13 protein-coding genes are annotated in these 12626 nt (G+C 35.9%); 10 read left to right on the top strand and 3 right to left on the bottom strand.

Annotated elements, in window-relative coordinates:
* Position 1 precedes the first annotated feature (1 nt).
* Positions 2–520: a DUF309 domain-containing protein gene (locus ABH955_RS09290; protein ID WP_078177781.1), complete on the bottom strand. Its 519-nt coding sequence runs from the start codon at positions 518–520 to the stop codon at positions 2–4.
* 99 nt (positions 521–619) lie between these two features.
* Positions 620–715 (bottom strand): YjcZ family sporulation protein, encoded by a 96-nt coding sequence (locus tag ABH955_RS09285; protein WP_000510194.1) that lies wholly within the window; start codon positions 713–715, stop codon positions 620–622.
* A gap of 169 nt (positions 716–884) precedes the next feature.
* Here ABH955_RS09285 and ABH955_RS09280 point away from each other — a divergent pair, with 169 nt between their 5' ends.
* The 6 genes from ABH955_RS09280 to phnF all read left to right on the top strand — a co-directional run bounded on the left by ABH955_RS09280 (position 885) and on the right by phnF (position 6143).
* Entirely contained in the window at positions 885–1628 is a 744-nt protein-coding gene (locus ABH955_RS09280) for a segregation/condensation protein A (RefSeq protein ID WP_404453955.1), read from the top strand.
* Positions 1629–1785: 157 nt separating this feature from the next.
* Complete coding sequence (gene scpB, locus ABH955_RS09275) at positions 1786–2358, top strand: SMC-Scp complex subunit ScpB (protein WP_002088435.1); 573 nt, start codon at positions 1786–1788, stop codon at positions 2356–2358.
* 78 nt (positions 2359–2436) lie between these two features.
* The gene (locus ABH955_RS09270) at positions 2437–3339 is read left to right on the top strand and encodes a ComEC/Rec2 family competence protein (protein ID WP_367960899.1); all 903 of its coding nucleotides are present in this window, start codon (positions 2437–2439) and stop codon (positions 3337–3339) included.
* A 207-nt stretch (positions 3340–3546) separates the two neighbouring features.
* Positions 3547–4689, top strand: coding sequence for an N-acetylglucosamine-6-phosphate deacetylase (gene nagA / locus ABH955_RS09265; RefSeq protein ID WP_002138178.1), 1143 nt, complete (start codon positions 3547–3549; stop codon positions 4687–4689).
* A gap of 4 nt (positions 4690–4693) precedes the next feature.
* A complete protein-coding gene (gene nagB, locus ABH955_RS09260) occupies positions 4694–5482 on the top strand; it encodes a glucosamine-6-phosphate deaminase (RefSeq protein ID WP_002033913.1) in 789 nt (262 codons plus the stop codon).
* A complete protein-coding gene (gene phnF, locus ABH955_RS09255) occupies positions 5412–6143 on the top strand; it encodes a phosphonate metabolism transcriptional regulator PhnF (protein WP_277958602.1) in 732 nt (243 codons plus the stop codon). Before nagB ends, phnF begins: the two co-directional genes overlap by 71 nt.
* A gap of 73 nt (positions 6144–6216) precedes the next feature.
* Here the strand turns inward: phnF and ABH955_RS09250 are convergent, their stop codons facing one another.
* Entirely contained in the window at positions 6217–7023 is an 807-nt protein-coding gene (locus tag ABH955_RS09250; protein ID WP_002088430.1) for a Cof-type HAD-IIB family hydrolase, read from the bottom strand.
* 165 nt (positions 7024–7188) lie between these two features.
* Between ABH955_RS09250 and glcT the strand changes: the two genes are divergently transcribed.
* From glcT to ptsP, 4 genes are all read left to right on the top strand, one after another.
* A complete protein-coding gene (gene glcT, locus ABH955_RS09245) occupies positions 7189–8037 on the top strand; it encodes a glucose PTS transporter transcription antiterminator GlcT (RefSeq protein WP_002088428.1) in 849 nt (282 codons plus the stop codon).
* Positions 8038–8377: 340 nt separating this feature from the next.
* Positions 8378–10441: a PTS glucose transporter subunit IIABC gene (ptsG, locus tag ABH955_RS09240; RefSeq protein WP_002014901.1), complete on the top strand. Its 2064-nt coding sequence runs from the start codon at positions 8378–8380 to the stop codon at positions 10439–10441.
* A 135-nt stretch (positions 10442–10576) separates the two neighbouring features.
* Complete coding sequence (gene ptsH / locus ABH955_RS09235; RefSeq protein WP_002033915.1) at positions 10577–10840, top strand: phosphocarrier protein HPr; 264 nt, start codon at positions 10577–10579, stop codon at positions 10838–10840.
* Entirely contained in the window at positions 10840–12552 is a 1713-nt protein-coding gene (gene ptsP / locus ABH955_RS09230; protein WP_002066976.1) for a phosphoenolpyruvate--protein phosphotransferase, read from the top strand. Before ptsH ends, ptsP begins: the two co-directional genes overlap by 1 nt.
* Positions 12553–12626 lie beyond the last annotated feature (74 nt).

Raw genomic sequence — 12626 nt, 5'->3', positions numbered from 1 at the left:
ATTATCTCTGCTTTCTTTTTTGTAGTTGCTCGTGTCGTTCAGAAATGACTTCTGTTCGATCACGCAATGTGTGCTTACTTATGATGTATTCACCAGGAATGATGTTCACATCTTTCCAAGAGAGGTTTTGTTTCTTACATAACTGTATGCATTGTTTTTCTAACGATACGTCTAATAAGGGTAAAAATAACGGCGCGAAAATTTCCTTTTTGTGGATAGAGTGTAATCTTTCATTTAATAAGAACATAAGTTGTTTATGATCTATTCCTAATTGATGTAAAGATGTACTGTTCTTTTCTAAAAGTGCTATTGCGCTTTTTATCATCTTCTCTGCACCATTCCAGTTGGATCGTCTGTGATGGTATAAGGAAACAGCAATTTGAATGAGACCGACTAAGTAATTGTCGCGTTCTCCTCTAGGTTTTAATTTCCAATACTCTTCTAATATTTCATGACATTCAAAATAATCATAGTCTCCGTGAAAATGAATTAAAAATTGTATGTACTCGGTAGGATACATTTTATTCGCTCCTGTCTAACGGTTATATGTACAGTTTATCACAGAAATATTAACAATAAGCGACTAGGGAAATATCCCTAGTCGCTTTATTGCGTCCTATTAGCAGAAGCAAGCTGCTCCTACAATGATTAGTAAAATGAACAGTACAACAAGTAATGCGAACCCACCGCTAAAACCGCAATCAACGTGACCCATAGTTTTTTGACCTCCTACATTGTTCTTACTACATTGTTATCATATGAAGCGGTGGGCATTATGACATGGGCATAGGTCTATTTTTAATTAAATTTCTTAAAAAGGTTGGATAGAACATGAGTATGCTCTATACTTATGGTGTTATAGAAAAAATGTGGTGGGATGCTTTGTGCAGTATAATTTTAAAGTAGAGGCTTTTGAAGGGCCTTTAGATCTATTGTTACACTTAATAAATCGTTACGAAATTGATATATATAATATTCCTGTAGCGAAAATTACAGAGCAATATCTATCTTATGTCCATACGATGAAAGAATTACAATTAGATGTTGCCAGTGAGTATTTAGTAATGGCTGCAACGTTATTACAAATTAAAAGTAAAATGTTGTTACCGAAACAAGAAGAAGATGTACCTGATAACGGTGAAGACTTTATAGATGATCCTCGTCAAGAATTGATGGAGAGGTTAATTGAATATAAGAAATATAAGCAAGTTGCTACTGAGTTAAAAGAAAGAGAACAAGAAAGAGCACAGCTATATACACGTCCGCCAATTGATTTTACATCATTTCAACAAGAAGAGGAGACAAGCTTACCTCTTGATGTTACGTTATATGATATGTTAGCGGCATTTCAAAAGCTAATGCGTCGTAAAAAAGCAAAGACCCCCGTAACAACGCGAATTACTCGCCAAGAAATACCAATTGCACAGCGAATGACTGATATTCTACAACAGTTAGAAGTAAAAGGCGGTCGTCAAAGCTTTTATGATTTGTTTGCTGATGAAGAACGCGAAATAATGGTTGTAACATTTTTAGCGGTTCTTGAGCTAATGAAAAATCAACAAATCATAATTGAGCAAGAACATAATTTTGATGAAATTTTCGTGTTAAGCTCTAATAAATCCGTATAGAGTTGGTATGTGAAAATGGGATAGAAATATTTTATCTTATGTTAGGTTTTAATGTATCGTTTGGAACGAGAGAAGAAATATTGAACCGAACGCATTTACTGTGATTCGGTTTTTTTATGTGTATTTTTATGGAAAATAGGAGGAAGGAGTTCGTAAAATGGATAGAAAAGAACAAAAAGCGATTATTGAAGGACTTTTATTTGTTGCAGGTGACGAAGGGATTTATCCGGAACAGATAGCTAAAGTTCTGGAAGTTGAAGTGGAAGAAGTAATAAACAGTATAGAGGAAATGCAAAAAGAATGTGAAGGATCGAATCGAGGGCTGCAAATTGTACAATATGCAAAAGTGTATCGTTTTGCAACAAAGAAAGAACATGCTGCATACTATCAAAAATTAATAAATACCCCAACAACGGCTTCACTGTCTCAAGCAGCTCTTGAAACGTTGGCAATCGTTGCGTACCGTCAACCGATTACAAGAACAGAAATGGAAGAGATTCGAGGAGTGAAAACAGATAAGGCATTACAAACGTTAGTTTCACACTTACTTATAAAAGAAACGGGAAGAGCGGAAGGACCAGGGCGCCCTATTTTATACGGAACGACGAAAGAATTTTTAGATACGTTTGGATTGAAAACATTAGATGATTTACCACCTCTTTCGGAAGAAAATGAACAAATGAATGAAGCAGATTTATTCTTTGGTTCTTTACAGGAATTATCAAAATAAAAGCTTAGCATTTTGCTAAGCTTTTTTTGTATATCAATTACAGAGCGTGCCATACTAAATGAAAAAAGGAGACGAGTTATGAAAGGTGTACGGAGTATTCTATTGTTGGTTTCTGTTTTATTATGTTTTTCGTTAAACAGCGCATCGGCTAAAAGATATATGATGTCTATTCATACTGCGTCTTCTATACATATGCATCGGCAACATTTTGGTAAAATGAAAGTAAGTTTTTTAAAAGTTGGACAAGGTGATGCGACACTTATTACATTGCCAAATGGTCAAACGATGTTAATAGATGGGGGCCCTTATGAAGCGGGAGAGGTTATTATTCAAAAACTAATTGAAAAAGGAATTAATCATTTAGATGTGATTGTAAGTACTCATCCTGATATGGACCATATAGGGGGGCTTATTCCAATTGTAGAACAAATGCCGGTTTCACTCGTATTAGATAGTGGAAAAACATATAGTTCATTTACTTATCATACGTATCGGAATAATATTAAAAAAAGGGGCATACCTTTCATTTCAGTGAAGGAAGGACAATATATACCGTTAGATCCACATGTTTCTATACAAGTATTAAACAATGGTAAATCGAAAGACGAGAATAACGAGTCCTCAATTGTGTTAAAGATTCGATATGGTAAAGCGGACTTTTTATTAATGGGTGATGCTGATATACGGACGGAAAATGAAATATTAAAGCAGTTTGATGTACATGCAGATGTATTAAAAGTTGGGCATCATGGCTCGTATACTTCAACGAGTGAAACATTCTTAAAAAAAGTAGACCCACAATTCGCTATTCTTTCGTACGGGAGTAGAAATCCATATGGACATCCTCATCAAAGTGTTGTAAGACGATTAAAACAGCGTGGTATAATGATATACGGAACAAACAAGCGTACAGTAGAAATAGAAACAGACGGTGAACATATTACTATGGGGTCGAGTGGTCTTATGCCACTACTTAAGTAATTAATTATATAAGAGGGTATTTTCCATTTTGGAAAAAATGAATAACATATATTATAATGAAAAAGAAATAAATTTCCTTTTTTCTGCTGAATGAAGAGGAAATTTCATTGGAATGTATAGACAACTACTCGTGTGTATATTAAGATGGAATTAGGCGAATAAGGTAATAATAACAAGTAGGTATTTCATGGGAAAGGATCGATGAAAATGAAAACGCAAGTTGTCATCAATGCCAAAATTTATACAGGTAAAGAAGTAGTGGAAAACGGATTTATTCGTTACACAGAAACAGTTAAAGAAATTGGTTTGATGGCTCAATATGTATCACAAGAAAATGAAACTGTGTTAGATGTGGCAGGAAAGATTGTGATTCCAGGTATGATTGATGTTCATATTCATGGTGGATACGATATTGATGCGATGGATGCAAATAGCGATGGATTAGTAACTCTTGGTAAAGAAATGTTAAAAGAAGGAGTTACAACTTACTTCCCAACAACAATGACACAAGCTCCAGAAGCGATTGAAGCGGCGCTAAGTGCTGCGAAGGAAGCGAAAGACAAAGGAGCACATTTCGAATATATTCACTTAGAAGGACCATATGTTTCAAAAAAACGTGCGGGTGCACAACCACTTGAACATATTGTTCCTGCGAGTATCGAGCAATTTAAACAATGGCAGGAAGCAAGCGGTAATCTAATTAAATTAGTAACATATGCACCGGAAGAAGAAGGTGCGTTAGAGTTTGAACAGTATCTTGCTGAAACAGGTGTTGTTGGCACAATGGGGCATACAGATGCAATTGATGCACAACTGAAAAATAGAAAAATTACACATGCAACACATTTATACAATCAAATGCGTGGATTACATCATCGTGAACCAGGAGTTGTTGGTCATGTGTTATTAAATCCAGATGTAATGGTTGAAGTAATTACAGATGGTATTCACATTCACCCTGATATGGTGAAATTAGCATATAAATTAAAAGGACCGAAAAAAGTAAGTGTCATTACAGATGCAATGCGTGCAAAAGGTCTTGAAGAAGGATTATATGAGCTTGGCGGACAGCCAGTACATGTAAAAGATGGCAGTGCCCGATTAGAAGATGGAACGTTAGCTGGTAGTATTTTAAAAATGGATCAAGCTTTCCGAAATGTAATTGAATTTACAGGATGTTCAATCGAGGAGGCAGTGTTAATGACATCAGTTAACCAAGCAGAAGAATTTGGATTAAATAATAAAGGCGCGTTAGCGGTAGGTAAAGATGCAGACTTTGTTGTTATGACTGAAGAATTACATGTATATGATACGGTTCGTTTAGGAATTCATATGAAGGAAGGGAAGTAATTAGATGAATATTCTTGTTGTAAAAACTCCAGAAGAATTAGCAGAAGCAGGTTATAAGTTAATTAAAGAGGTTGTAAAATCAAAAGAAAATCCAACTTTAGGAATGGCTACAGGAAGCTCTCCATTAGGTATTTATGCAGAAATGCGAAAAAATAAACTTGATACAAGTCATGCAACCACTGTAAACTTAGATGAGTACGTAAATTTACCACACGAAGATAAAAACAGCTATCATTATTTCATGCAAGAACAGTTGTTTGATCATCTTCCATTTAAACAAACTTATGTACCGAATGGGATGGCAAGTGATTTAGAGGAAGAGTGCAAGCGTTATGAAGGCATTCTAGTAGCTAACCCAGTTGACTTACAGATTCTTGGAATCGGTGAAAACGGTCACATCGGATTTAATGAGCCAGGAACACCATTTAATTCTCCAACTAACATTGTAGAATTAACAGAATCTACACGCCAAGCAAACCTTCGCTTCTTTGAAAATGAAGAAGATGTGCCGACTCATGCGATTACAATGGGAATTGGAAGTATTATGAAAGCGAAACAAATTCTACTTGTTGCTATGGGATCTAAAAAGGCAGAAGCTATTAAAGAATTATTGCAAGGTGAATATAGTGAGGCGTGTCCTGCTACAGTTTTACAACGTCATCCGAATGTAACCGTAATCGCAGATCCAGAAGCTCTATCTTTATGCAGTGAGGCGATTGCTGATGAACATCGACAAGTATTCACCATTTCCGATCTATTATCAGATTCAAGAGTGGGTGAAACAGCTAATTGAGGAAGGCGAATGGAAGCCGGGAGATAAAATTCCATCTGAGAATGAACTTTGTGATAAGTTCGAAGTGAGTCGTATGACAATCAGACAGGCGATTAATAACTTAGTGGAACAAGGTTATTTATACCGGAAACGTGGGATTGGAACGTTCGTCCAACTTCCGAAAGTGGAGCAAAAGTTGCAAGGAATGACGGGATTCACAGAAGATATGATTTCTCGTGGTATGAAACCGAGCAGCCAGTTATTAAGTTTCCGCCTAGTTCCAGCTACTGCTAAAATAGCAGACCGGCTGAGAATACAAGAGGGAGAATCGGTTTATGAAGTGAGGCGTACGCGCTTAGCTGATGACGAACCGATTGCATTTGAGACGACATATTTGTCGCCAACTCTTGTGAAAGATATTAACGAAGAAATATTGCAACAATCTTTATATGAACATTTAGAGAAAAAACTGGGCTTTAAGCTTGTTCGCGCTACTCAATCAATTGAAGCTTCAATTGCAACGGATAATGAAGCTGAACATCTGCATATTCCTAAAAAGGCGCCTGTACTTGTAATGCGCCAATGGTCATATTCAGAAGGTGAGATACCGTTAGAGTATGTGAAATGTATTTATCGTGGGGATCGTTATAAATTTATTACAAACATCGCACGTAACAAATAATATATTTCAGTTTGTAAAGTACAGTGAATTTTAAAGTGTTTAACATGTAAAGAAATAAAAATACGACTCATCCTTATAAGGAGTGAGTCGTATTTTTATTATGAGCAATTACGTGGTTAACAGCATCTTTAACCGTATTTACTACATAGTGAGCGTGCTCTTTTACTGCGTCATCTGCTTGAGACATAGCAAAACTGTGAGGAGTTAAAGAGAACATTGGAATATCATTATAAGAATCCCCTATGCAAGCAATTTCCTCTGGTTGTATTTGAAATTCTTTTAATAAAATAGAAATAGCAGAACCTTTACTAATATTTGGTGGCATTACATCTAAACATTGTTCAGCTGAAATGAAAGTACTAACTTTTCCATGGAATTTTTCATCAATCTTTTTTTGAAGGAGTTGTAAGTTTTCCTTTGTTCCACCGATAGAAATTTTATTTGGAAAAATTGTATCATCGATTTTCTGTAATAAATTTGGTTCTTCAACAGAAGTCATTGCTACTTGTTTTTCGAGTTCATGAATAAAAGGTGTCTTTTCTTCAATATAGTAATTATGCTCATCACTTACATAACGGAAATAAGGGTCTTGATTTGTCATAGCTAGTAAATCAGGAAGAATGCTGGAATCAAAATTTGCGGATAATAGTTGCTTATTTTCATTAGTGTATACAAACACACCGTTTACACTAATACGATGGAAATTTGTATTTACAGCTTTCATTAAGTCTGCGATTTCATTATCAAGTCGTCCAGAAGCGAAGCAAAGAATAACATTTTGCTCAGCAAGACTGCGAAGTGCCGCAACATCCTGTTCATCAATCAGACCTCCATGCTGCATCATTGTACCGTCAATATCACTTACAAACATTTTAATCATGTTGCTATCTCCTTTCTATGTACAGTTGCCCTTACATTATACGCATCATATACAAACATGTCTAAAAAATGAATTTTTATTAAATGGTAGATGTTTTATATTGACGAAAAAGAAGAATGTTCTGTAACATAAAAGTAGGCTATTTAAGTACGAGGGTGGTGTTATATGAGTAATTATCTAGAAATTAAAAAAGTTTTAAATAATAATGTCATCATTGCTAGCCATCCTGAACACGAGGAAGTAGTAGTGATCGGTAAAGGAATCGGATTTGGGAAAAAGGCTGAAGATGTGTTGGAGCAAGAACAAATTGAGAAAATGTTTGTTTTAAAAAATGAACGTGATCGAGAACAATACAAACTTTTAGTACCACATGTGAGTGAAAAGCTAATTGAATTGATGAATGATATTATGTTATACATTCAAGAAAAAGCGGAGTCTCCATTAAATGAACATATTCATATCGCTTTAACAGATCATATTTCTTTTGCAATTAAAAGGCTGAAACAAGGACTTACAATAGATAATCCTTTTTTAGTTGAAACGAAAATGCTATATCCAGAGGAATATAAAATTGCTGAAGGAGTTGTGAAACTTTTAAATTCTCGTTTGCAAATTACATTGCCAGAAGGAGAAGTTGGCTTTATCGCACTCCATATTTATAGCTCGCTTACAAACTCTGATTTATCTTCTGTTAATCAAAATTCTCGTCTTATTGCACAACTTGTGTCTTTAATTGAGACAAGCCTACAAATTACATTAGACCAAGAAAGCATTCATTATTTACGCCTTATTCGCCATTTACAATATGCTATTGAGCGGGTGAAAAAAGGAGAAAAAGTAGAAGAAGCACAGAGTTTTGCTGATTTATTAAAGTTGGAATATCCAGTTTGTTATAATTTGGCGTGGAAACTAGTCAAAGTAATGCAGAAAGAATTACAACTTCCTGTATATGAAGCGGAGAGTATTTATTTAACGATGCATTTACAACGATTAGTGAAAGTAGAACATGTGTAAAAAGACATATATTTTTGTCTAAAATGAAAACGTTAAAAAAAATGATTGAATCGCTTACAATAGTTATGTATAATAACTATTGCAAAGTTATACAAAATTCGACAAACACATTAAGGTAAATAACGAAAACGTTTGCTTTAATTATAGTGAACTTATACGTAATCCTATTTTTGACACGTGTTACTGATTCGATCAGGCATGAGTGGAGAAAAGTTGGGAATGTAAGCTAAAGAAAGGGACATACTACCCTTTGTATAGCTATCGTTCTATCTTTTTTTTCCTCATGCCTTTTTGGCGTTTGTCGAAAAGTATCAATATAGATAAGAGAGGAAGGGTTTCCATGTTTAAGAAGATCTTTGGTGTTCTTCAAAAAGTCGGAAAAGCGCTTATGCTTCCAGTAGCGATTTTACCGGCAGCAGGTATTTTACTTGGATTTGGTAATGCATTTCAAAATCCACAACTAACAAATGTTATCCCTGCTTTAAAAGCAGATTGGTTCGTAATGGTTGCAAAAATTATGGAACAATCTGGCGATATTATTTTCGCTAACCTTGCGCTATTATTCGCAGTTGGGGTAGCGATCGGTTTAGCTGGTGGAGACGGAGTAGCTGGTTTAGCAGCGTTCGTCGGATACTTAATTATGAACAAAACGATGAGTGTGTTCTTAGAAGTAGATAAACTAGTGAAAGTAACAAGCACTGGAACAGACCCAGTAAAAATTGGATTTTCAGATCCAGCATATGCAAACGTATTAGGAATTCCAACGCTGCAAACAGGAGTGTTTGGTGGTATTATCGTCGGGATAGTAGCGGCATATTGTTATAATAAATACTTCAACATTGAATTACCATCATACTTAGGTTTCTTTGCAGGTAAGCGTTTCGTACCAATCGCAACTGCAACATTCTCTTTAGTGGTAGGTATTATCATGTGCTTCATTTGGCCATACATTCAGGGTGGCTTAAATACGTTCTCACATCAAATGATTGATGCAAATAGAACGATAGCAGCATTTATATTCGGTTTAATCGAACGTTCATTAATTCCATTTGGATTACATCATATTTTCTATTCACCGTTCTGGTTCGAATTCGGTCAGTATACAAATGCAGCTGGCGAATTAATCCGTGGTGACCAAAAAATCTTTATGGCACAGTTAAAAGACGGCGTAGAATTAACAGCAGGTACATTTACAACTGGTAAGTATCCGTTCATGATGTTCGGTCTTCCAGCAGCAGCTTTAGCAATGTACCATGAAGCACGTCCGGAAAATAAAAAATTAGCAGCTGGTATTTTAGGATCTGCTGCATTAACATCTTTCTTAACAGGTATTACAGAACCACTTGAATTTTCATTCTTATTCGTAGCACCAGTATTATTCGGAATTCATGCAGTATTCGCTGGTCTATCATTTATGACAATGCAAATTTTAGGTGTTAAAATTGGTATGACATTCTCTGGTGGTTTAATTGACTTCATATTATTCGGTGTACTACCAGGTCGTACGGCATGGTGGTGGGTAATTATTGTTGGTCTTGTACTAGCAGTGATTTACTACTTCGGATTCCGTTTCGCAATCCGTAAATGGAACTTAAAAACACCTGGTCGTGAAGTAGCGAATGCTAATGAAGGCGCAGGGAAAACAGAAGCAGGAGAACTTCCACGTGAAGTATTAGTAGCACTTGGTGGTAAAGAAAACATTGCTTCGTTAGATGCTTGTATTACTCGTTTACGCGTTCAAGTTAACGAACAAAAAAATGTAAATAAAGACCGCTTAAAAGAGCTTGGAGCAGCCGGTGTACTTGAAGTTGGAAATAACATTCAAGCTATTTTCGGACCGAAATCTGACACATTAAAATCACAAATTCATGATATTATGTCAGGTCGTACACCTCATGTTGAAAAAGAAGCGCCTGTAAAAGTGGAAGAAGCTCCTCAACAGGTTGATGAAAATGAAACAATCGTTTCACCAATTGAAGGGAAAATCTTACCGATTACAGAAGTACCTGACCAAGTATTCTCAGGGAAAATGATGGGAGATGGATTTGCGATTGAGCCAACAGAAGGAACAGTAGTTTCTCCGGTTAATGGTGAGATTGTAAATGTATTCCCTACAAAACATGCGATTGGTATTCAGTCTGAAGGCGGAAAAGAAATTTTAATCCACTTCGGTATTGATACTGTAAAATTAAATGGTGAAGGCTTTGAAGCGCTTGTAGCACAAGGTGATAAAGTGAAACAAGGACAACCATTATTAAAAGTAGATCTTGCATTTGTAAAAGAAAATGCACCATCTATTATTACACCAATCGTCTTTACGAATTTACAACAAGGGCAACAAGTCGAATTGAAAAAAGATGGAAATGTTAAGAAGGGCGAAAACGCTATTATTGACATTCAGTAGGAATTTGACGCAAAATGTTTATAATTATAATAGGCGATGTGGTTGACCGAACATCGCCTATTATATACAATAGATGATGTAGTACTCACGTCTATACAACTAAAAAAATACTGTATTTGAAGGAGATAAATTATCATGGAAAAAATCTTTAAAGTAACTAGCGACTCAGGAATTCATGCTCGTCCAGCAACTCTACTTGTAAACACTGCAAGCAAATTTGGTTCTGACATTAACTTAGAGTATAACGGAAAAAACGTTAACTTAAAATCAATCATGGGTGTTATGTCTTTAGGAATTCAACAAGGCGCGGAAATTAAGGTCACTGCAAATGGTGATGATGCAGCTCAAGCACTAGCAGCTATCGAAGAAACTATGAAAAACGAAGGATTAGGAGAATAATGACTCTTAACATTCAAGGGATCGCTGCATCAAGTGGGATTGCTATTGCAAAGGCTTTCAGACTTGAGAATCCTGAATTTAACATTGAAAAGAAATCAATTACAGACGAAGCTGCTGAAATTGCACGCTTAGACGCTGCGCTTGAGAAAGCAAAATCTGAACTAGAAGCTATTAAGGACCATGCTTTTGCTGAGCTAGGTGCTGATAAAGCTGCTATCTTTGAAGCACATTTATTAGTATTAAATGATCCAGAATTAGTGAATCCAGTAAAAGATAAAGTAAATGGCGAAAAAGTAAATGCTGAATTTGCAATGGATGAAGTTGCATCAATGTTTATTTCTATGTTTGAAAACATGGATAACGAATATATGAAAGAACGTGCTGCGGATATTCGCGACGTAACAAAACGTGTTCTTGCACATTTACTAGGAATTAACTTCTCAAACCCTGGTACAATTTCTGAAGAAGTAATCATCATTGCTGAAGATTTAACACCATCTGATACAGCTCAGTTAAACCGTAAGTATGCAAAAGGTTTCACAACTGATATCGGTGGACGTACATCTCACTCTGCAATTATGGCTCGTTCTATGGAAATTCCAGCTGTTGTTGGTACGAAAGTTGTTATGGAGAAAATCCAAAACGGCGATATCGTAATCATTGACGGTTTAGATGGAGAAGTAATTGTAAACCCATCTGAAGAAACTCTTCGTTCTTTTGAAGAAAAGAAAGCGAAATTTGAAGAGCAAAAAGTCGTATGGGCAAAATTAAAAGACCAAGCAACTGTAACAAGTGATGGACATCACGTTGAGCTTGTTGCTAATATCGGAACACCAAATGATGTACAAGGTATTATCGATAATGGCGGAGAAGGCGTTGGTTTATACCGTACAGAATTCTTATACATGGGCCGTGACAATCTTCCAACAGAAGAAGAGCAGTTCGAAGCGTATAAAGCAGTTCTTGAAGGTGTAAAAGAAGATCAACCGGTCGTTGTTCGTACACTTGACATCGGTGGAGATAAAGAGCTTCCATACTTACATTTACCAAAAGAAATGAACCCATTCTTAGGATACCGTGCAATTCGCTTATGTCTTGATGAGCAAGATGTGTTCCGTACACAACTTCGTGCATTACTTCGTGCTAGCGTATACGGTAACTTGAAAATTATGTTCCCAATGATTGCAACTCTTGATGAGTTCCGTCAAGCGAAAGCAATCTTATTAGAAGAGAAAGAAAGACTTGTTCAAGCGGGTACAACTGTTTCTGATTCTATTGAAGTTGGTATGATGGTTGAAATTCCAGCTTCAGCGGTATTAGCAGATCAGTTCGCAAAAGAAGTTGATTTCTTCTCTATCGGAACAAATGACTTAATCCAATACACAATGGCTGCAGACCGTATGAACGAACGTGTAGCTTACTTATACCAACCATATAACCCATCTATTTTACGTCTTGTAAAAATGGTTATCGATGCTGCTCATAAAGAAGGCAAATGGGCTGGTATGTGTGGTGAGATGGCGGGAGATTCACTTGCTATCCCATTATTATTAGGCTTAGGTTTAGATGAGTTCAGTATGAGTGCAACATCTATTCTTCCTGCAAGAACACAACTAAGTAAGTTGTCAAAAGCAGAAATGGAAACATTAGCAGAAAAAGCATTAACAATGTCAACTGCTGAAGAAGTTGTTGAATTAGTTAAAAGCATATAATAGTAAAAAAACCTGAGTCGATTCGAAATCGATCTCAGGTTTTTTTGTTACATATACCTTAGGTGATTTTATTA

Origin of the sequence: Bacillus sp. RC240 (assembly GCF_044907945.1) — a bacterium.
In the GTDB taxonomy this organism is placed as follows: Bacteria; Bacillota; Bacilli; order Bacillales; family Bacillaceae_G; genus Bacillus_A; species Bacillus_A mycoides.
Note: the sequence above shows the minus strand (reverse complement) of the source record. Positions and strands in the feature narration are given on the sequence as shown.

Excerpts from the sequence above, each read along its gene's own strand:
- glcT (WP_002088428.1), top strand. The coding sequence starts at position 7,189 with ATGAGTAATTATCTAGAAATTAAAAAAGTTTTAAATAATAATGTCATC.
- ABH955_RS09250 (WP_002088430.1), bottom strand. The coding sequence starts at position 7,023 with ATGATTAAAATGTTTGTAAGTGATATTGACGGTACAATGATGCAGCAT.
- ABH955_RS09290 (WP_078177781.1), bottom strand. The coding sequence starts at position 520 with ATGTATCCTACCGAGTACATACAATTTTTAATTCATTTTCACGGAGAC.
- ptsG (WP_002014901.1), top strand. The coding sequence starts at position 8,378 with ATGTTTAAGAAGATCTTTGGTGTTCTTCAAAAAGTCGGAAAAGCGCTT.
- phnF (WP_277958602.1), top strand. The coding sequence starts at position 5,412 with ATGAACATCGACAAGTATTCACCATTTCCGATCTATTATCAGATTCAA.
- ABH955_RS09270 (WP_367960899.1), top strand. The coding sequence starts at position 2,437 with ATGAAAGGTGTACGGAGTATTCTATTGTTGGTTTCTGTTTTATTATGT.
- ABH955_RS09285 (WP_000510194.1), bottom strand. The coding sequence starts at position 715 with ATGGGTCACGTTGATTGCGGTTTTAGCGGTGGGTTCGCATTACTTGTT.
- ptsH (WP_002033915.1), top strand. The coding sequence starts at position 10,577 with ATGGAAAAAATCTTTAAAGTAACTAGCGACTCAGGAATTCATGCTCGT.
- ptsP (WP_002066976.1), top strand. The coding sequence starts at position 10,840 with ATGACTCTTAACATTCAAGGGATCGCTGCATCAAGTGGGATTGCTATT.
- nagA (WP_002138178.1), top strand. The coding sequence starts at position 3,547 with ATGAAAACGCAAGTTGTCATCAATGCCAAAATTTATACAGGTAAAGAA.
- nagB (WP_002033913.1), top strand. The coding sequence starts at position 4,694 with ATGAATATTCTTGTTGTAAAAACTCCAGAAGAATTAGCAGAAGCAGGT.
- scpB (WP_002088435.1), top strand. The coding sequence starts at position 1,786 with ATGGATAGAAAAGAACAAAAAGCGATTATTGAAGGACTTTTATTTGTT.